Genomic DNA, 19,665 nt, shown 5'->3' with positions numbered 1-19,665 from the left:
AGCCCCGGTCGGCTCCTACTTCTGGGCGTTCTGCCCGACGTAGAAGAGCAGCCAGACGAAGCCCGCGAAGGCGTGGGTGGCGAAGACGTACACGAAGACGCGGAGCATCACGCCCCGCTCCTTCCAGCGCTCGCCGTCGGTCTCAGGTGTGGTCATGCGGTCCAGGGTACGGGTCGGAATAGGGGAGGGGGGCGTACCGTTGAAGCTGATGCTTTAAGATTCAACCATTAGCTTCCCGACACCGAAGGGCAAGAGGTGAGCACGATGCAGTTCGGGATCTTCACCGTCGGCGACGTGACGACCGACCCCACCACCGGCCGCACCCCCACCGAGCACGAGCGCATCAAGAACACCGTCGCCCTCGCGCTCAAGGCCGAGGAGGTCGGGCTCGACGTCTTCGCGACCGGCGAGCACCACAACCCGCCGTTCGTGCCGTCCTCCCCCACCACCCTCCTCGGGCACATCGCCGCCCGCACCGAGAACCTGGTCCTCTCCACCTCCACGACCCTCATCACCACCAATGACCCGGTGAAGATCGCCGAGGACTACGCGACCCTCCAGCACCTCGCCGACGGCCGGGTGGACCTGATGATGGGCCGCGGCAACACCGGCCCGGTCTACCCGTGGTTCGGCCAGGACATCCGACAGGGCATCCCGCTCGCCATCGAGCACTACGCACTCCTCCACAAGCTGTGGAGGGAGGACGTCGTCGACTGGGAGGGCACGTTCCGCACCGCGCTCCAGGGCTTCACGTCCACCCCGCGCCCGCTCGACGGCGTCCCGCCGTTCGTCTGGCACGGCTCCATCCGCTCCCCGGAGATCGCCGAACAGGCCGCCTACTACGGCGACGGCTTCTTCGCGAACCACATCTTCTGGCCCAAGCAGCACACCGAGAAGATGGTCCGCCTCTACCGACAGCGGTACGCGCACTACGGCCACGGAACCCCCGAGCAGGCGATCGTCGGTTTGGGCGGGCAGGTCTTCATGCGGAAGAACTCGCAGGACGCCGTACGGGAGTTCCGCCCGTACTTCGACAACGCACCGGTCTACGGCCACGGCCCCTCCCTGGAGGAGTTCAGCCGGGAGACCCCGCTGACCGTCGGCTCCCCGCAGGAGGTCATCGAGCGCACCCTGTCCTTCCGCGAGTACGTGGGCGACTACCAGCGCCAGCTGTTCCTGATCGACCACGCGGGACTCCCCCTCAAGACGGTCCTGGAGCAGCTCGACCTCCTCGGCGAGGAGGTCGTCCCGGTGCTCCGCAAGGAGTTCGCCAACCTGCGTCCGGCCGGCGTGCCGGAGACCGCCCCGCTCCACCCCGCCGTTTCCGCGAAGAAGGAGGCCTGAGGCCATGCAGACCCTGAAGCTGGTCGCCGTCTCGGCCGGACTCAGCAGCCCGTCCTCGACCCGGCTCCTCACCGACCGACTGCTCCGGGCGGCCCGGTACCGGCTCGCCGAGCAGGAGTACGCCGTCGACGTCCGGGTCGTCGAGCTGCGCGACCTCGCCGTCGACGTCGCGAAGCACTTCGTGACGGGATTCCCGTCGGCCGCGCTGCGGGAGGCGATCGACGCGGTGACCGGAGCGGACGGCGTCATCGCGGTGACCCCGGTCTTCACCGGCTCGTACAGCGGGCTCTTCAAGTCCTTCTTCGACCTGATCGACCCGGCCGCGCTGACCGGCACCCCGGTCCTCCTCGGAGCGACCGGCGGCACGGCCCGCCACTCCCTGGTCCTGGACCACGCCCTGCGACCGCTCTTCGCCCACCTGCGGGCCCTCGTCGTCCCCACCGCGGTCTACGCGGCCTCCGAGGACTGGGGCACCGGCGGCGACGCGGCGCCGACCGGTTTCGGGCAGGAGGGGCTGCCCACCCGGATCACCCGGGCCGGGAACGAGTTCGCGGACACGGTCGCGGCACGGCCCGCCCGGCGGGCGGAGGAGGACGAGGTCATCCCGTTCGAGAAGCAGTTGGCGGACCTGCGGCTCGACTGATCCGCTCCGGGAGCGACGGCCCGGGCCGGTGCCGGAACCCCCGGCGCCGGCCCGCCTCCGGCCCGACGGTCGCCCGCGGTCGGCGGCCGGGGCCCGGCGTCAGGAGTCCCCCGTCAGGGCGCGGACCGCCGTCGCCGCGGTCCGCTCGACGAGCGAGATCCCGTCCTCGTACGCGAGCTGCCCGTCGGTGAGGACGGCCACCAGCAGGACGTGTCCCCCGTGTTCCACCCTGCCGATGCTGTGGACGACCCAGCGGTGCGTCGCGTCCCGCCGCAACCAGCCGTTCTTGAGGGCGAACGCACCGGCGGGAGAACTCGCCGCACTGACGCCCCAGTCCTGCCCCGCAAGGACCCCGCCCATCAGGGACCGCAGATAGGCCCGGGACTCGGCGGTCAGCGGCGAGTCCTCGGTGAAGACGCGCCTCAACAGGTTCAGCTGGTCGAGGACCGTGGTCCGGGTGAGCCCCCAGGGGCCTTGCTGCCCGGCGTGCGCCCCGCTGAAGCCGAGCCGCCCGTTGGCGGCGTCCAGGCCCGGGCGCCTGCCCACCTCGATCCAGAGCTGCTGGGCCGCGTCGTTGTCGCTCCGGCGGATCATGGCGGACGCGAGGCGCCGCTCCTCGGCGGTGAGCGGGGTCCCGCGGTCCTGCACGTGCAGCAACAGGGCGGCCAGGATGTCGACCTTGATGATGCTCGCGGAGACGAACGACTCCGTGACCGCCCCGTACGTCACGGAGCGGCCCGAGGTGAGGTCCTCGACCGCAAGCGCGTACCGGCCGGGGTGCGGGCCGAGCGCGTCGAGCGCCGCACGCGCGGCCCGCTCGGGGCTCGGGGCGCTCGCCGACGGGGGAAGGCCCGCCGACGGGGGCGGGGCGGTCGCCGCGGGCGCGAGGGGAGCGGGCCGGACCGGGGCCGTCACCGGCGGCGCCGTCGGACCGGGGGGCGCCGGCCGGGGCGCGGCGGCGGAGCGGTCGGGCGCGAGGACGCACGAGGCGGCAGCGAGCACCACGCCCAGCAGCGGGAGCACCAGGAGGGTCCGTCGCCGCTTCACGGCGGTCCCCCGGTACCCGGGAGGGCGGGACCGGGGGCGTGGTCCCGGGGGCGGGGCCCGTCCGCCCCGCACCGGCGCGAGGGCGGGATCCCCGTCAGCGGTCCCGGGCCGGGGGCCGCCGTGCCGACGGCCGCTTCCGCGCGGCGGCGGGTGCGCTCCGGCGTGCGGGTCCCACCCGGACGGTCCATCCGCCCCGGCTCACCACGGAGCCGGATGACCCGTCGCGTCCTCGTGCGTGTAGAAGAGGTAGTAGGCGGCGGCGCCGGACACCAGCGCCGTCATCAGTCCCAGCCCGCTCGACGAGAAGACGCTCGCGCCGGACAGGCTGTAGAGGAAGCCGACCGCGATGCCGGGGAGCGCGCCCCAGGCGGCGGCGCGCGGCTCGCGGGGCAGGGCACGACCGTAGCGCCGCAGGGCGACGATGGCGACGGCGAGGACCACGGCCGAGATGAGGCCGAGCCACAGTTGTCCCAGGGTCGTGGGGCCGCCCTGGCGCGCGACGGTGGCCGCGTAGAGGCCGTACAGGACGCCGATGGTGACCGGGCCTCCCCAGCCGTTCATGCTGATCCGGCGCCTGGTGGGCGCCGCTGCGTGTGCGGCCATGGCAGGAGCTCCTTCGTCTCTCGCCCCCCTGGTTCCCGCACCCTCCAGGTCACACCCCCGCCGGACGGCCCGCAAGTGGATCAGGGCCGGGCCCGGTCGCCGGGCCTTCTGCGGCCAGGGCCGCCAGCCGGGCCAGGGCCTCGTCCAGGACCGGGCGGGGCGGGGACGCGAGCCCGATCCTGATCGCATCGGGCGCGCCGCCGCGGCCCACGGCGAAGGCACTGCCCGGGGTGACCGCCACGCCCGCACGGGCCGCCGCGGCGGCCGTGAAGGTCTCGGCGCGCCACGGGGCGGGCAGTTCCCACCAGCAGTAGTAGGCGTGGGGGGAGGTCCGGACGGTCCGGTCGCCGAGGTGGCGGACGACCAGGGCGTGCCGGGCCCTGGCGTCGGCCCGCTTGGCGGCGACGGCCTCGGTGACCGTTCCGTCGCCGGCCCATCGGGTCGCGGCGGCGAGGGCGAGGCCGCCCGCCGTCCAGGCGCCGGAGCGCAGGGCGTCGGCCACCGTGTTCCGCAGCCGTCCCGGCGCCACCACGTAGCCGACGGTCAGCCCGGGGGCGAGCCGCTTGGAGAGGCTGTCGACGAGGAGGACGCGCTCGGGGGCGTGGGCGGCGAGCGGGGCGGGCGCATCGGGGACCAGGAAGGCCCAGGTGGTGTCTTCGACGGCCGTCAGGTCCAAGTGCCTGAGGAGTTCGGCGAGTTCGGCTCGACGTTGCTCACCGAGGGTGGCGGCGAGCGGATTGTGCAGGGTCGGTTGGAGGTAGACGGCGGCGAGGGGCGCGGACCGGTGGGCGGCCTCCAGGGCCTCGGGCCGTACGCCCTCCGCATCGAGGGCGAGCGGGACGAGTCGGATGCCGAGCCGCTCCGCGACCGCTTTGACCAGGGGGTACGTGAGCGCTTCGACGCCGAGCCGGCCACCGGGCGGGACGAGCGCGGAGAGCGCGGCGGCGAGGGCCTGTCTGCCGTTCCCGGCGAAGAGGACCCCTTCGGGATCGGGAGCCCAGCCGGGCCGGGCGAGCACGGCCGCCGCCGCCTCCCGGGCCTGCGGGGTGCCACCGGCGGCGGCGGGGCGGGAGACGGCCTCGGCGAGGACGTCGGGCCGGGCGAGGGCGGCGAGCGCACGGGCCATGAGCTCCGACTGCCCCGGCACGGTCGGGTAGTTGAGCTGGAGGTCGACGGGCGCGGCGCCGGTGGCCTCGGCGAGCGCCGGGCCGGGCAGCGGGGGCGCGGCCCGGACGAAGGTGCCGCGACCGACCTCTCCGACGACCAGGCCGCGGCGGGCCAGCTCCCCGTACACGCGGATCGCCGTCGAGTTCGCGATCCCGTGGCGGCGGGCGAAGACGCGCTGCGGGGGCATCCGGTCGCCGGGCTTGAGCCGCCCGCCCCGCACGGCCGCTTCGACCCGGTCCGCGATCCTGCGGTACTCGTCCATTCGAACCCCTCCCCCATTGCACCGAGAGCAAAGATCTTATTGCACCGATCGGCGGGGGCTGCCTAGCCTGCCGCCATGCCCGTCTCCCGCACCGTCCACGCCGAGACCTCCTACGCGGACCGGGGTTCCGGCCCCGCCCTCCTGCTGGTCCACGGCCACCCCTTCGACCACACCATGTGGCAGCCGCAGATCGACCGCTTCTCCCGCGCCGGACACCGGGTCCTCGCCCCCGACCTGCGCGGCTACGGCGACAGCCCGCTCGGCGCCTCCCCCGGCTCCACCGACCTCGGGGTCTTCGCCGAGGACCTCATCGCCCTCCTCGACGACCTGGGAATCGAGGAGTGCGTCCTCGCCGGCCTCTCCATGGGCGGCCAGATCGCCATGGAACTGGTCCGCCGCCACCCCGGGCGCGTCCGGGGCCTCGTCCTCGCCGACACCTTCCCCGCCGCCGAGACCGAGGACGGCAGGCGGGCCCGGAACGCCATGGCCGACCGGCTCCTGCGGGAGGGCATGCGCGGATACGCCGACGAGGTCCTCGACCGGATGGTCGCCCCGCACAACACCCACGCCGCACCCCACGTCCACCGCATGATGTGCGCCACCGACCCGGTCGCCGCAGCCGCCGCGCTGCGCGGCCGGGCCGAGCGGCCCGACTACCGGGAGACGCTCGCCGCACTCGCGGTCCCCGCGCTGATCGTGGTCGGCCGGGAGGACACCTACACGCCGGTGGCGGACGCGGAGGAGATGCACGCCCTGCTGCCGCACTCCACGCTCGCCGTCATCGAGCGGGCCGCCCACCTGCCCAACCTGGAACGGCCCGAGGAGTTCGACGCGGCACTCGACGCCTTCCTCCGCTCACTCGTTCGGACCCGTTGAACGATCGCGCACCGGCGAGCGCACCGACGATGGGGGCATGAGCCAGAACACCGCACCCCGCAAGCCGAGCACCGCCGGCGCCTGGGCCGCCGGCGGCACGCTCTTCGCCGGCGTCCTCATGCTGGTCATCGGCTTCATGGACATCTTCCAGGGCATCGCCGGCATCGCCGAGGACGAGGTCTACACCCGCATCGGCGACTACGTCTTCAAGTTCGACCTCACCACCTGGGGCTGGATCCACCTGATCCTCGGCGTCATCATCGCCGTCACCGGCTTCGGCATCCTCAAGGGCGCCGAGTGGGGCAGGATCGCCGGCATCTCCCTGGCCTCCCTCAACATCCTCTTCCAGTTCCTCTTCCTGCCGTACCAGCCCTGGTGGGCGCTCTTCTCCATGGCCATCTCGATCTTCGTGATCTGGGCGCTGGCCACGGACGAGTCGTACGGCTCGGGCGAGACCTTCTGAGGCGCCGGAACATGCGACGCACCACCGGAGCCGCACTCGCCGCCGTCACCCTCCTCGCCCTCAGCGGCTGCGACAGCGTCGGCGACAAGGCGGGCGAGATCGTCTCGTCCGCCACGGCCGCCGTCGCCTCGGCCGCCCAGGAGAAGCTGGACGAGGTCAAGGACGGGGTGAACGCCGGCGCAGACGTGACCGCGGGGCCGACGAGCACCGACGGGGACCGCACGGTCGCGGAGATCACCGCGACCAACCCCAAGGACAAGAGCGCCGACTACACGATCCTGGTCAACTTCCGTGACGGCGACGGCAATCTGCTCGACGCCGTCGTCCTCAACATCAACGGCGTCGAACCCGGCGCCTCCAAGACCGGTACGGCACGCAGCAATCGGACCCTCTCGGGCGAACCCACGGCGGAGGTCGGGCAGGCGCTGCGCCACTGAAGTGCCTGGACCGAGCCCTCACCACCGAGCCGATCGAGCCCACCGAGCCGATCGATCGAGCCCAGCCCAGCCCACCGATCGGGCCCGCCCAGCCCACCGAACCCGTCACGGACACGCAGACGCGCACCGTCCCGGCGGCCCCCGAGCCGCCGCCCCCGAGGCCCGGACGACGACTCGCCGCCCGGGCCGCAGGGCTGCCCCTCCTCGCCCCCGCCCTGGCCGCCACCTGCCGGGCGCTCGACACGGATGCCGTCACCCCCGTACCGCAACTACTCTCCTTCCTCCCCTGGCTCACCCTCCCCGCCGGCCTCGCCGTGCTGCTCGCCGCCGCCGCCCGCCGACGCGCCCTCGTCTTCCTCTCGGTCCTCGTCCTCACCGCCACCGGCTGGACCTCCCTGCCCCACACCCCGCACCTCGTCACCTCGTACGGGCTGCCGCTCGCCCGGGTCCGCGTGCTGGCCGCCAACGTGCGGTTCGGCCGGGCCACCGACGCGCTGATCGCCACCGTCCGACGCGAACGCCCCCACCTCGTCTTCGTCTCCGAATGCGACCGCGCCTGCGGGCGGTCCCTCGCCACCGCCCTCGCCGCCGAGCTCCCCCACCGGACCGCCGTCGACGCGGACGGCTCCGTCGGCTCCGTCCTGCTCAGCGCCCGTCCGCTGCGCGACGAGCGGGTGGTCCCCGCGGCCATGGGCATGCCGGGCGCCACCGTCGAGATCGCCGGACGTCCGGTCCGGCTCCAACTGGCCCACCCGCTGCCGCCGCTGCCCCGCCAGGTGCACCGGTGGAAGCGGGAACTCGGCCGGCTCGCGGACACCGCCGCCGGACGCACCCCCGACCGGCCGTTCCTGATGGCGGGAGACTTCAACGCCTCCCAGGACCACGCCGCCTTCCGTGCGGTCCTGCGCGCCGGCCGGCTCCAGGACGCCGCTCGCCTGACGCACTCCAGCCGCACCCCCACCTGGCCCACGGACGCCCCCCTCCCGCCGTACGTCCAGATCGACCACGTCCTGGTCAGCGAGGACTTCACGGTCGACCACATCCGCTTCCCCGACCTCGCCGGCTCCGACCACCGCGCCGTCCTCACCGCTCTCGACCTGCGGGGCGAGCGCTGATCGGCCACGCTGGTAGGCATGGACAACGAGGAGATCCTGGACGACATCGGCGCCCTCGTCGAAGAGGAGCGGGCCCTGCGGCAGCGGACCGGCGGCCTCCTTCCCGAGGAACGCGCCCGGCTCGCCGAGCTGGAAGTGCGCCTCGACCAGTGCTGGGACCTGCTGCGCCAACGTCGGGCGAAGGCGGAGTTCGGCGAGGACCCCGACACGGCCGCCCTGCGCCCGGCTTCCGAAGTCGAGGCCTACCGCAACTGAGGACCGCCCCGGCGGCCACCGCCCCGCGACGGCCTCCGGGCTGACGCGACCACTCCTCCCCGCCCGCCCCGGGACCGGCGACCGGCACCCGAGGGGCGTCCCGGTGGGCGCCCCCGCCGTGCCGCCCGTGGCACACCTCCCGGAGATCCGCCCGCCCTCCCGGAGATCCGCCCGCGGAACGCCCGTCGACGACACGGCACCGGCCGGGCGCCGTCGTACGTTTGACACATGGCACGTCCCGCAGGACCCGCACGTCTCGCCCCGCCCCCCTGGCTGACCGCCGGACTCCGCCCGGCCCCCGCGGAGATCCCCTGGGCCGCCGTCCTCCGCGCCTCCGTCGCCCTGTCCGCACCGCTCGCCGTGGGGCTCGCCACCGACCGGCCGGCGTACGGCGCACTCGTCTCGATGGGCGCCCTGTCGGGCGTCATCGGCGACACCGCCGACGCCTATCGGATGCGGGTCTTCAACATCGCGGTGCCCCAGCTCTTCGGCGCCGTCGGGGTCGCCCTCGGCACCCTCGTCTTCGGCCAGGGCTGGCTCGCCGTCGCCGCCCTCACCCTCATCGCGCTGGTCTCCGGGATGATCTCCTCCATCGGCGCGGTCGCCTCCGTCTCCGGCCTGCTGCTCCTCCTCAACGCCGTCGTCGGCGCCGGTCTGCCCATGCCCGACCCCTGGTGGAAGGCCCCCGTCCTCCTCACCCTCGGCGGACTGCTCGTCCTCCTCCTCACCCTCCTCGGCTGGCCGCTGCGCCGCGCCGCGCCCGAACGGTCGGCGGTGGCGTCGACCTACCGGGCGGTGGCCGAACTGTACGAGGCCACCGGCACCGCCGCGTACGACGAGAAGCGCCAGGCCGTCACCGCCTCCCTCAACCAGGCATACGACCTGGTCCTCTCCCGCCGCACCCGCCAGCACGGCCGTGCCTCCTCCCTGGTGCGGCTGCTGGCCCAACTGAACGTCGTCATCCCCCTCGTCGAAGCCGCCCCCGCCGCACACCTCCGTGCCCGGCTCGTCGGCCCGCTGCCCGCCGCGGTCCCCGCTGCCGTGCGGGACCTCGCCGACGCCGTCGAGGAGGGCCGCACCGGCGCCCCCGACCTGGACCTGCCGGTGCCCGAACGGCCCGCCGAGAAGGCCGTGGACCACGCCCTGCGCCATGCGGCGGCCGTCGTCCACCAGGCCGATCCGGACCCGTACAACGTCGACGACCGGCTCGGGCGGCCCGCCGCGCTGCGCGTCCGGGTCCGCCGGGCCGTCCGCGCCGCCCTGCTGTCCGAGGCGTCCTGGCGGTACGGCCTGCGGCTCGCGCTCTGCATCGGCCTCGCCCAGGCCCTGGTCTCGCTGGTCGCCGTGCCCCGTTCGTACTGGGTCGCACTCACCGTCACCTTCGTCATGAAGCCCGACTTCGGCTCGGTGTTCTCCCGGGCCGTGCTCCGTGCCGCCGGCACCGCCGCCGGACTCGTCCTCGCCGCCCTCGTCCTCTCCGAAGTGCCCCGGGGCTGGTGGGACGTGCCGGTGATGTGCGTGCTCGCGGCGCTCGTCCCCGCCTTCTCGGCGAAGGGCTACGCCTTCCAGACCGCAGCGATCACCCCGGTCATCCTGCTCCTCTCCGACCTGCTCAACCACCAGGGCTTCGGCCTCGTCCTGCCCCGCCTGTACGACTCGCTCATCGGCTGCGCGATCGCCCTGGTCGCCGGCTACCTGCTCTGGCCCGAGTCCTGGCACGCCCGGATCGGGGACCGGCTCGCGGACGCGGTCGCCGACACCGCCGCCTACGTGGGCCGGGCCTTCGGCCCCGCGGCGGCGGACGGCCAGGGCAGCAGGCTGCGGGCCCGCCGGAAGCTCTACCGGGACCTGTCGACGGTCCGCTCCGAATTCCAGCGGGCCCTGACCGAACCGCCCCCGACCGGCACCCGGGCCGCCGCCTGGTGGCCGCTGGTCGTCGCCGTGGAGCGGATCGTGGACGCCACGACGGCGGCCCGGATCCGGGTCAACCACGGCGCGCCCGCCCCCGACCCCGCCGAGGTCGCCGCCGTGGAAAGGGAGTTGCGGGAGCTCGCGGACGGACTGCGGGGCACCGAAACCCTCGTGGAGGTCCACGCGGAACTCCCCGGCGACGAGAACGGAGTGCTGGAGCCGCTCCGCCAGGAAGTCAGCGCGGCCCGTGCCATCGCCGGCCCCGACCTGCGGTGAACACCCGGGGAAGCACGCCGGAGAACTTACCGGCGGTCACGGAACGGAACCCTCCCCACCGCCGTTACCGGGAACCACCCGGGCGACTACGATGCGCACGATTCACCGTGATCCGAGCCCTCCACCGTCGGCAAACGGCCCGACGGACACACCACTTCGTCCTGCCACCGCCCTGCCTCACCCCCCGCGCCCCCGAGGTCCCGCCATGCGCACCACCACCAACAGAGGGCTCCGGCCCAACGTCCTCGGCACCTTCGACACGATCGTGATGGCCATCGCCGGCAGCGCCCCCGCCTACTCGCTGGCCGCAACCACCGCCGTCCTCTTCGGCGCGGTCGGCCTCGCCGGCCCCGGCGCCCTGCTCTACTGCGCGATACCGATGCTCGGCATCGTCCTCGCCTACGCCCGGCTCGGCCGGATCGACGTCAACGCCGGTGCCGGATACTCCTGGGTGGGCCGCACCCTCCACCCCTTCCTCGGCTTCCTCTCCGGCTGGGCCCTGGTCTTCTCCGCCACCGTGTTCATGGTGGCCGGCTCGCTGCCCGCCGGCTCGCTCACCCTCTCCCTCTTCGATCCCGAACTCGCCGAGAACACCCCGCTCGCCGCCGCGGTGGGAGCCGGCTGGTTCCTGATGATGCTGCTCGTCGTCCTGGGCGGTGCCCGGCTCACCGTACGGGCACAACTCGTCATGTCCGGCGCCGAGATGCTGATCCTGCTCGGCTTCGTGCTGGCCGCCGTCGCCCACCGGGGCCGGGCCACCGCCTTCGACTGGTCCTGGTTCGCGCTCGACCGCTTCGACGGCCCCGAGGGCTTCGCCGCCGGCGCGCTGATCGCCGCCTTCTACTACTGGGGCTGGGACGTCACCAGCAACCTCAGCGAGGAGACCCGGAACAGCCGCCGCACCGCCGGGCTCGCCGCGCTCGTCGGCGTCGGCTTCGTCTTCCTGCTCTTCGAGGCCTTCACCGTCGCCGTCAACGTGCTGCTCGGCGCGGAGGAGATCCGCACCGCCGGGCCGAACGTCCTCGCCGTCCTCGGCCAGGAGATCTGGCCCGGCATCGGCGGCAAACTGCTCGTCGTCGCCGTCCTGTTGTCCACCGTCGCCACCCTGGAGACCACCCTCCTCCAGGTGACCCGTTCGCTGTTCGCCATGGGCCGCGACCGGACCCTGCCGGCGGCCCTCGGCTCCGTGCACCACCGCTGGAACACCCCGTGGGTCGCGATCGCCGCGGTCGGCGGCGCCGCCCTCCTGATGTTCGCCGCCGCCGCAGCCGCCGGTTCCGTCCAACGGATCCTCAGCGACGCGGTCGCCGCGATCGGCCTCCAGATCGCCTTCTACTACGGCCTCGCCGGCATCGCCGCGATCGTCGCGTACAAGACGGTCCTGTTCCGCTCCGTGAAGGACCTGTTCCTCGGCGGACTGTGGCCGCTGCTGGGCTCCGCGTTCATGCTCTGGGCGTTCGTCGAATCGCTCGGCGTCCTCACCACGACCGCCCTCGCCATCGGCCTCGGCGGACTGCTCCTCGGGGTGGTGCCGCTGCTCGTGTACTGGCGCAGGGGCAGCGACTACTACCGTCCGGCGCGCCTCGACGCGGTCCGCGCGCTGGCCGCGGAGCAGGCCGCGGTCCCGGCGCCCCGGAGGGACCGCACCGACGACAAGAGCTACGCCACCGACTTCTGACCCGTCCCCCGCAGACAGAACGACTTCTGACGGCAGCCGAACCCGAAGGAGACCCCGATGGCCGTACGCCGCCGCTCGGCGCGCCAGGAGCGCTTCGCGCCCGACTTCGATCCGGACTTCGGAGACCGGGCCCTGACCGAAGCACGCCACGACATCGTCATCGGCCGCTGGCAGGGCGTGCGGGACCTGCTCGCCGGCACCGGCACGGACTGGGCGCGCCGCACCCACCGGCTGCGGCTCCTCTCGCACGCCGCCGCCGGCAGCTCCACCGTCGAGACCTGGCGGGCCGCCGAACCCGGCAACCCCGACGCCGCCGTGCTCCGGGCCGCGACGGAGGTGGTCCGGGTCTTCGACGCGGCCATCGCGGCCGGCCGGGGCGCCGTCATCGACCGGGGCCGGATCGACGCCGCCGTCGACGCCTGCCGGGGCGCGGCCGAGGCGGCACCGGCCGACCCGATGCCGTGGGTGTCGCTGCTCTCGGTGGCCCGGCTGTACGAGGGCGGGGTGCCGCGCCGCGAGCTGCGCCACTGGTTCGACGAGTTGCGGCGCCGCGACCCGTACAACACCGAAGGGCACATCCAGGTGCTGCGCTACTGGTCGGCGCGGTGGCACGGCACGCACGGCAGCATGTACGACTTCGCCCGCGACGCGGCGGGCGTGGCGCCCCCCGGCTCCCCGCTGCCCGTCCTGGTGCAGGTGGCCCGGGTCGAGGAGTACCGGTACGTCGCGGACGGGGCGCTCGGCCGGGGCCCCGTGCGGGGCTTCGACCAGCACTGGAAGCACGAACTCGCGGCGACGGAACTGCGCCGCACCCATGCGCGCTGGATCTGCGGCCGGGACCCGGACCGACCGGTGGCGCCGGAAGAGGTCGCCGACCTCAACTTCCTGGCGCACGCGGCCTGCTACGCGGGCCAGGTGGAGATAGCCCGGGAGCTGCTGGGAATGCTCGGGTCACGGGCCGCATGGGTGCCGTGGGCGTACACCGGCGATCCGGAGGAGCAGTTCCTGCGGTTCCGGGAGGGCCTGGGAGTGGGGTGACCCCCTTCCCAGGCCCGGGGCACCGGATCAGACGCCGATGTCGCGCCCGTCCTTGCGCCAGACGGAGACGACCGACGGGCGGACGATCTTGCCGGGTCCGTCGGGCCAGACGGAGGCGGGGTTCTCGACGGAGGCGCCGTCGATCTCGCCCGGGTGCTGCACGGCGACCAGGACGCGGCGGTCCTGGACGATCGGGCCGCAGGTCTCGGCGCCGGCCGGCACGGTCAGGAACTGCTTGAGCTCACCGCGCCGCTCGCCCCGCGTGGCGACGCCGTACAGGCCGTCGTGCGAGCCGAGCCGGTTGCCGTCGGTGGAGATCCACAGGTTGCCGTGCGGGTCGAAGGCGACGTTGTCCGGGCAGGAGATCGGGGAGACCTTCTCCTTGGGGAAGCCGGCGAAGTAGGTGGCCGGGTCGTTCGGGTCGCCGGCCACCAGGAACAGCCGCCAGGCGAAGCCGTCGGAGGACGGGTCGTCCCAGTGCTCGGCGAGCTCCAGGATCTGCCCGTGCTTGTTGAGGTTGCGCGGGTTGGCCTCGTCGGCCGGCGCGTACCCCTCCTTGCCGCGGTTGGAGTTGTTGGTGAGCGCCACGTAGACGCGACCGCTGCGGGGGGAGGGCTCGACGTCCTCGGGACGGTCCATCTTCGTCGCGCCGACCTTGTCACCGGCCAGCCGGGTGAAGACGTACACCTCCTCGGCGGTCATGCCCGGGACGTGCGAGACGTCGCCGGTGACGAGCGGGATCCACACGCCGGAGCCGTCGAACTCGCCGTCGTTCGGGAGCTTTCCGCTGCCGTCGATCTCGGCGGCGGGCGAGTCCCCGGTCAGCTTGGCGACGTAGAGGGTGCCCTCGTCGAGCAGGGTGAGGTTGTGCTCGCGGGCGGCCCGGGAGGACCCCTTCTTCATCCGCTTCGAAGAGACGAACTTGTAGAAGTAGTCGAACCGCTCGTCGTCGCCCATGTAGACGACGGGGCGGCCGTCCTCGGTGAGTCGGGGCTGCGCGGCCTCGTGCTTGAAGCGGCCGAGGGCGGTGCGCTTGCGGGGCGTCGACTCCGGGTCGTACGGGTCGAGCTCGACGACCCAGCCGAAGCGGTGCACCTCGTTGGGCTCCTGCGCGAGGTCGAAGCGCTTGTCGAACCGCTCCCACTTCCGCTCGGTGGCCCCGGTACCGACGCCGTACCGCTTGTCGGTGGCGCTGGAGCCGTTGGCGAAGTACTGGTTGAAGTTCTCCTCGCCGTGGAGGGTGGTGCCCCAGGGCGTGGTGCCGCCGGCACAGTTGTTGAGCGTGCCGAGGACCTTGCGTCCGGTCGGGTCCACGGAGGTCTTGAGCAGGTCGCTGCCCGCGGCGGGACCGGTGAGCTCGAACTCGCTCGTCGTGTGGAGGCGCCGGTTGAGGTGGTGGCGGGTGACCGGGGTCAGCTTGCCGGTGCGGTGCTCCTCCTGGACCACGACGACCGAGAGGCCGTGCGCGGCCCAGGCGATCTCGACCTGCTCGCGGGTCGGGTCGGCCTCGTCGTAGCCGCGGAACATGAGCACCTCGTCGGTGTACTCGTGGTTCGCGACGAGGACCTGCCGGTGGTGCTCCCCGCGCAGCGGCAGCAGGGAGAGGAAGTCGTTGTTGTAGCCGAACTGGCCGGCCTGGGCCTGCGCGGTCTGCTTCTCCGGGTCGAAGGCGGGCGCGCCGCGGAGGATGGGCTCGCCCCAGCGGATGACCACGTTCTGTTCGTATCCGACGGGAACGGTGACCCGGTCGTCGGTGTTGGGCGCCACCGGCTTGAAGCGGAGGCCACGGGCGCCGTCGACGCGCTCGGGCTTCGACGGACGGGCAGCCGCCTCCGGCGCGGTCCCGACGACGACGGCCCCGCCGGCGGCGGAGGCGACCGTGACGACGGCGGCGGCGCGGAGCGCGGAACGGCGCGAGAGCGCGCCGGCTATGACGTCGCCGACGTACTCGTTGTCGCTGGTGTTGGGCACCTCGTGGAAGCAGGCGTCACCGCAGCGGAACCGGCAGGTGAGAGCGGAACGGCCACCCCCGTGGGCGTTCGTGCTCAGCAGCGGCAGCAGTTTGCGCACTTCGTCCTCCTCCGGCGCACCACTGCGCCGACATGCTGTCGGGATTCCTTCGGCGGCGACGCTATGCGCGTACGCCTGCACACGGACGGCGAAGGAGTGAACACCGCATGAATGCACGACAACCGAGGACGGCCGGGTCATCGGAGAGAGCGGGGACGGCCGCTAACCTTACGTGTCCGCCCTGGCCAGGGATGAACGTCCCGAAACGCCCAGTACGGACATTCACACTGCACCCCCACTCATGCGAAAGGGTTCGCCCATGGGTATTCGGAGCATGCTGCGCAAGGTGTTCGGCCGGGACCGCGAGGAAACCCCGGCAACCTCCGTCCCGCCCCAGACGCGTGAGACCCCCGTTCCGGAGAAGCAGGCCGTCCCGGAGACGCGGGCGACCACGGACGCCGTCGAGGGAGGGACCACCGGAGACGCCCCGGCCGCATCGGCCGCCCCGGTGGCCGCCACCGCACCGGCGCCCGCCACCGCACCGGACGACTCGGACGAGGCCCGCCGCGCCGCGGACGACCTGGTGGCGGCGTCCTTCGACAACCCGCAGATCCCCAGGGCCCGGGCCGCCGCCACTGGGCAGGTGGAGGCGGAGCCGGCCGTGACGGCCGAGGAGGCGGGTGCACGGACGGACGCCGAGGAGGAGCCCGCACCGGCCGCGGAGGCGAAGACGGAGGCGAAGACGGAGACGGCCGCGCCCTCGGAGCCCGCGCCCTCGGAGCCCGCACCGCCGGCGGCCCCCGAGCAGGAGGCGGAAGGGGAGAAGGCCGAAGAGGAGAAGACGGCCGGAGCGAAGGCCGGCGCCCCGGAGAGCGCTGCCCCGGAGACCGTCGCGCCGGAGACCGTCACCCCGCAGGACGCCGCGACCGAGGAAGCCGCCCCGGCTGCCGGGGCGACCGCCCCCTCGGAGCCGGTTGCCGCCCCCGAAGCCACCGTCCTCGAAGGGACGGCCCCCGCTGCCGAGGCCACCGTCCCCGAGCAGACGACCGCCGAGCCGGAGCCGGCCGCCTCCGAAGAGGTGCCCCCCGCCGCGGAGACCGTCACCGCACCCGAGCGGGCCACGACGGAGGCTGCCGAGGAAGCTCCGGCACCTAAGGAGGTCGTGACCGCAGCGGTCGCGGAGCCGACCGAAGCGGTGTCCGAAGCGTCCTCCGAAGCGGTGGAGCCCGCCGCCGAGCAGCCGATCGAGGCCGACGGACCGGAGGCGGTGACCGAGGCCACGGGCACGACGACCGACACCGCGGTGGACGCCCCCGCCGCCCCCCAGACGGACACGGCCGAAGAGCCGCAGGCCGACACGACCGCGCCCGCGGAGCCGGAGGCGGTCACCGCCGCGGACGGCCCGAAGCCGGTGGAGCCGGAGGCGGTCGCCACCGCCACGGCGGAAGAGGAACCGCAGGCCGAGTCCGCCGCGCCCGCGGAGCCGGAGGCGATCGCCGCCGCGGCGGACGAGCCGGCCGACCGGTCCCCGGCTCCGGCGCTCCCGGTCGACCCGGCCCCCGCCGAGGAGGTCACGCCCGCCCCGGCCCGGTCCGAGGACTCCCCGAGCGACCCCGTCCAGACCCCCGACGAGACGCCTGACGAGACGCCCGCACCCGCCCTCCCCCTCGCCGCCGTCAAGGCCGTCGCACCGCACCTCGCCGACGCCTACAAGGCGGCCGGTGCCCAGCTCAAGAAGCAGGGGCTGACCGGGACGCGGGCCGCCGTGTACCTGGTGGTGGACCGGTCCGGTTCGATGCGCGGGTACTTCAAGGACGGCTCCGTGCAGCGGCTCGCCGAGCAGGTCACCGCGCTGTCGGCGCACCTGGACGAGGCCGCCACCGTCACGACCGTGTTCTTCTCGACGGACGTCGACGGCACCGTGGACCTCACTCCCGCGACGACCACCCCCACCCGCGTGGAGGAGGTCAACGGCACCCTCGGCCGGCTGGGCCGCACGAACTACCACCGTGCGGTCGAGGAGGTCCTGGCCCACCACGCGAAGGAGGACCCGGCCCGTCCGGCACTCGTCGTGTTCCAGACCGACGGCGCCCCGGAGTCGAAGACGGCTGCCACGCAGGCGCTCGCCGAGGCCGCCGACCGTCCGCTGCACTGGCGGTTCGTTGTCTGGGGCGAGGAGGACAACAAGGCCTTCGACTACCTCCGCAAGCTCGACGGCACCCCCCGCACCAGCACGTACTTCGCGGGCGCGACCCCCGTGGAGACGGCGCACGCGGCCTTCTACCGGGGCCTGCTGTCCGGCCTGGAGTTCTAGCGGCCGACGACGGCGACGGTGACCGCGGGGTCACCGTCGCCGCGGGCCGGTGGCGGCGGGGGCAAGGGGAGCGGCGGGGTTCCGCGGGTCCTCCCCGGCCCCGGCTTATCGAGGTGAGTGGATCTCCGTCAGGCCGTTAGGATTTCGACCATGGCGGCCACTGGATCCGAGAAGCAGGGGGCGAAGGCGTACTACGTCACGACCCCCATCTACTACGTAAACGACGCTCCTCACCTGGGCCACGCCTATACGACCGTCGCAGGCGACGTGCTCACGCGCTGGCACCGTCAGCGCGGCGAGAAGGTGTGGTTCCTCACCGGCACGGACGAGCACGGTCAGAAGATCATGCGCACGGCCGAGGCGAACGACGTCACGCCCCAGGCCTGGTGCGACAAGCTCGTCGAGGAGGCGTGGAAGCCCCTCTGGGAGCACCTGAACATCGCGAACGACGACTTCATCCGCACCACCCAGAAGCGTCACACCGACCGCGTGCAGGAGTTCGTGCAGGACCTGTACGACAAGGGCGAGATCTACAAGGGCGGGTACGAGGGCCCGTACTGCGTGGGCTGTGAGGAGTACAAGCTCCCGGGCGACCTCATCGAGGCGGAGGACGGCACCAAGCTCTGCGCCGTCCACAAGAAGCCGGTGGAGATCCTCAAGGAGGAGAACTACTTCTTCAAGATGAGCGAGTACGGCCCGAAGCTCCTGGAGTTCTACGAGGCGAACCCGGGCTTCATCCAGCCGGAGTCGGCGCGCAACGAGGTCCTGAACTTCGTCAAGCAGGGCCTGGAGGACCTCTCCATCTCGCGCTCGACGTTCGACTGGGGCGTCCCGGTGCCGTGGGACGACAAGCACGTGATCTACGTGTGGATCGACGCGCTCCTGAACTACGCGACGGCCGTCGGGTACGGCGCCGACCAGGAGAAGTTCGACGGGACCTTCCCGGCGAACGTGCACCTCATCGGCAAGGACATCCTGCGCTTCCACGCGATCATCTGGCCCGCGATGCTGATGGCGCAGGGCCTGCCGGTCCCGGGTCGGATCGCGGCGAACGGCTGGCTGATGGTCGGCGGCGAGAAGATGTCGAAGTCGAACCTGACCGGCATCAAGCCGCAGGACCTGACCTCGCACTTCGGCGTGGACGCGTACCGCTGGTACTTCCTGCGGGCGATCGCGTTCGGCCAGGACGGTTCGTTCTCGTGGGAGGACTTCACCGCCCGCTACACCTCCGAGCTGGCCAACGACTACGGCAACCTCGCCTCGCGGGTGGCGGCCATGGTCGGCAAGTACTTCGGCGGCGAGCTGCCGGCCTCGACGGCCGACGGCGACGCGGAGAAGGCGCTCCACGAGGGCCTGGCCAAGGCGGTCTCCACGGCCGACGCGAAGATCGGCGAGGAGCTGGACTTCCAGTCCGGCATCCTGGCGATCTTCGACTTCGTGAAGCAGGTCAACGGCTACATCACGGAGCAGGAGCCGTGGAAGGTGGCCAAGGACGACTCGGAGGAGGGCCGGGCCCGCCTGGCGACCGTCCTCTACACGGCCGCCGAGTCGCTCCGCGCGGTCGCGGTCCTGCTGAACCCGATCATGCCGGAGACCTCCCAGGCCCTCTGGGACTCGCTGGGCGCCGAGGCGTCCCTGGGCGCGCTGGCCTCCCAGCCGGTCCAGTCCGCGGCCACCTGGGGACAGCTCCCCGCCGGCTCGACGGTGACGAAGGGCGCGGTGCTGTTCCCGCGCCTGGAGGAGCCGAAGAAGGACTGACGTCCTGAGGGACGTCCCGAGGCACGAAGAAGGCCGCCGCCCCCTCGTACGGGGGACGGCGGCCTTCTTGCTGGCCGTGTGTCACCGGGTGAGGGCCAGGGCGGCGACGGCGGGCGCCATGTAGATCAGCGGGAAGGGTGCGTGCCCGTACGCGCGGGCACGGATCACGGTGATCACCGCCCCGGCGAAGTACAGGACCAGGCCGATCGCGGCGAGCGTCCCGATCACCGGCACCCAGAACCCGACGACGAGCCCGGCGGCCCCAGCGGTCTTGGCAGCCCCGAGCCAGTTCCACCAGGCCTGCGGCACGCCGTACTCGGCGAGGGGCTGGACCACGAACGCGGCCCTGAAGAAGACCGACGCCCCGGAGAACCCGGCCATGAGCGCGGCGAGGACGGTGACGACGACGGCGGCGGTGGACATCTCGGCGAACATCTCGACGGCTCCTTCGGCTGCTTCCGCGTCCGC

The 19,665-nt window shown here is 73.3% G+C and carries 18 protein-coding genes; 12 read left to right on the top strand and 6 right to left on the bottom strand.

The features are described from left to right. Positions 1 to 15: 15 nt before the first annotated feature. Positions 16 to 156 carry a DUF6126 family protein gene (locus tag ACFW2Y_RS03180; protein WP_384872710.1) on the bottom strand — a complete coding sequence of 47 codons (141 nt, stop codon included), beginning with the start codon at positions 154 to 156 and terminating at the stop codon, positions 16 to 18. 108 nt (positions 157 to 264) lie between these two features. Here ACFW2Y_RS03180 and ACFW2Y_RS03175 point away from each other — a divergent pair, with 108 nt between their 5' ends. Next, the gene (locus ACFW2Y_RS03175; RefSeq protein WP_384872848.1) at positions 265 to 1,344 is read left to right on the top strand and encodes an LLM class flavin-dependent oxidoreductase; all 1,080 of its coding nucleotides are present in this window, start codon (positions 265 to 267) and stop codon (positions 1,342 to 1,344) included. A gap of 4 nt (positions 1,345 to 1,348) precedes the next feature. Beyond that, positions 1,349 to 1,987: an FMN reductase gene (locus ACFW2Y_RS03170; protein WP_384872707.1), complete on the top strand. Its 639-nt coding sequence runs from the start codon at positions 1,349 to 1,351 to the stop codon at positions 1,985 to 1,987. A 99-nt stretch (positions 1,988 to 2,086) separates the two neighbouring features. On the opposite strand, the gene ACFW2Y_RS03165 is transcribed toward ACFW2Y_RS03170, so the two are convergent. From ACFW2Y_RS03165 to ACFW2Y_RS03155, 3 genes are all read right to left on the bottom strand, one after another. Continuing rightward, entirely contained in the window at positions 2,087 to 3,034 is a 948-nt protein-coding gene (locus ACFW2Y_RS03165; RefSeq protein WP_384872705.1) for a serine hydrolase, read from the bottom strand. A 198-nt stretch (positions 3,035 to 3,232) separates the two neighbouring features. Then, the gene (locus tag ACFW2Y_RS03160; protein WP_384872702.1) at positions 3,233 to 3,637 is read right to left on the bottom strand and encodes a hypothetical protein; all 405 of its coding nucleotides are present in this window, start codon (positions 3,635 to 3,637) and stop codon (positions 3,233 to 3,235) included. Positions 3,638 to 3,686: 49 nt separating this feature from the next. Continuing rightward, positions 3,687 to 5,066, bottom strand: coding sequence for a PLP-dependent aminotransferase family protein (locus ACFW2Y_RS03155; protein WP_384872699.1), 1,380 nt, complete (start codon positions 5,064 to 5,066; stop codon positions 3,687 to 3,689). A 75-nt stretch (positions 5,067 to 5,141) separates the two neighbouring features. Here ACFW2Y_RS03155 and ACFW2Y_RS03150 point away from each other — a divergent pair, with 75 nt between their 5' ends. From ACFW2Y_RS03150 to ACFW2Y_RS03115, 8 genes are all read left to right on the top strand, one after another. Continuing rightward, a complete protein-coding gene (locus ACFW2Y_RS03150) occupies positions 5,142 to 5,942 on the top strand; it encodes an alpha/beta fold hydrolase (RefSeq protein ID WP_384872696.1) in 801 nt (266 codons plus the stop codon). 37 nt (positions 5,943 to 5,979) lie between these two features. Then, positions 5,980 to 6,405 carry a hypothetical protein gene (locus tag ACFW2Y_RS03145; protein WP_384872693.1) on the top strand — a complete coding sequence of 142 codons (426 nt, stop codon included), beginning with the start codon at positions 5,980 to 5,982 and terminating at the stop codon, positions 6,403 to 6,405. Positions 6,406 to 6,416: 11 nt separating this feature from the next. Further along, positions 6,417 to 6,842, top strand: a complete 426-nt coding sequence (locus ACFW2Y_RS03140) for a hypothetical protein (RefSeq protein ID WP_384872690.1) — start codon at positions 6,417 to 6,419, stop codon at positions 6,840 to 6,842. 314 nt (positions 6,843 to 7,156) lie between these two features. Beyond that, on the top strand, positions 7,157 to 7,957 hold the full coding sequence (locus ACFW2Y_RS03135) for an endonuclease/exonuclease/phosphatase family protein (protein WP_384872688.1): 801 nt from the start codon (positions 7,157 to 7,159) through the stop codon (positions 7,955 to 7,957). Positions 7,958 to 7,975: 18 nt separating this feature from the next. Beyond that, on the top strand, positions 7,976 to 8,212 hold the full coding sequence (locus ACFW2Y_RS03130; RefSeq protein ID WP_384872685.1) for a DUF2630 family protein: 237 nt from the start codon (positions 7,976 to 7,978) through the stop codon (positions 8,210 to 8,212). 228 nt (positions 8,213 to 8,440) lie between these two features. Then, complete coding sequence (locus ACFW2Y_RS03125) at positions 8,441 to 10,399, top strand: FUSC family protein (RefSeq protein WP_384872683.1); 1,959 nt, start codon at positions 8,441 to 8,443, stop codon at positions 10,397 to 10,399. A gap of 205 nt (positions 10,400 to 10,604) precedes the next feature. After that, positions 10,605 to 12,077 (top strand): APC family permease, encoded by a 1,473-nt coding sequence (locus ACFW2Y_RS03120; protein ID WP_384872680.1) that lies wholly within the window; start codon positions 10,605 to 10,607, stop codon positions 12,075 to 12,077. Between the two features lie 57 nt (positions 12,078 to 12,134). After that, positions 12,135 to 13,115 (top strand): hypothetical protein, encoded by a 981-nt coding sequence (locus ACFW2Y_RS03115; RefSeq protein ID WP_384872677.1) that lies wholly within the window; start codon positions 12,135 to 12,137, stop codon positions 13,113 to 13,115. 27 nt (positions 13,116 to 13,142) lie between these two features. Here ACFW2Y_RS03115 and ACFW2Y_RS03110 read toward each other — a convergent pair whose 3' ends face one another. Continuing rightward, on the bottom strand, positions 13,143 to 15,185 hold the full coding sequence (locus tag ACFW2Y_RS03110; protein ID WP_384872675.1) for a PhoX family protein: 2,043 nt from the start codon (positions 15,183 to 15,185) through the stop codon (positions 13,143 to 13,145). A 259-nt stretch (positions 15,186 to 15,444) separates the two neighbouring features. On the opposite strand from ACFW2Y_RS03110, the gene ACFW2Y_RS03105 reads away from it, so the two are divergent. Both ACFW2Y_RS03105 and metG read left to right on the top strand, forming a co-directional pair. Then, positions 15,445 to 17,439, top strand: coding sequence for a VWA domain-containing protein (locus ACFW2Y_RS03105; RefSeq protein WP_384872672.1), 1,995 nt, complete (start codon positions 15,445 to 15,447; stop codon positions 17,437 to 17,439). A 150-nt stretch (positions 17,440 to 17,589) separates the two neighbouring features. After that, complete coding sequence (metG, locus tag ACFW2Y_RS03100; RefSeq protein ID WP_384872670.1) at positions 17,590 to 19,197, top strand: methionine--tRNA ligase; 1,608 nt, start codon at positions 17,590 to 17,592, stop codon at positions 19,195 to 19,197. An 81-nt stretch (positions 19,198 to 19,278) separates the two neighbouring features. On the opposite strand, the gene ACFW2Y_RS03095 is transcribed toward metG, so the two are convergent. Beyond that, positions 19,279 to 19,620, bottom strand: a complete 342-nt coding sequence (locus ACFW2Y_RS03095) for a DoxX family protein (protein WP_384872845.1) — start codon at positions 19,618 to 19,620, stop codon at positions 19,279 to 19,281. Between the last annotated feature and the right edge of the window lie 45 nt (positions 19,621 to 19,665).

The sequence above is a fragment of the Streptomyces sp. NPDC058877 genome, from assembly GCF_042742855.1.
Taxonomy (GTDB): domain Bacteria; phylum Actinomycetota; class Actinomycetes; order Streptomycetales; family Streptomycetaceae; genus Streptomyces.
The sequence above is the reverse complement of the archived record's forward strand: the minus strand, read 5'-3'. Positions and strand labels throughout refer to the sequence as shown.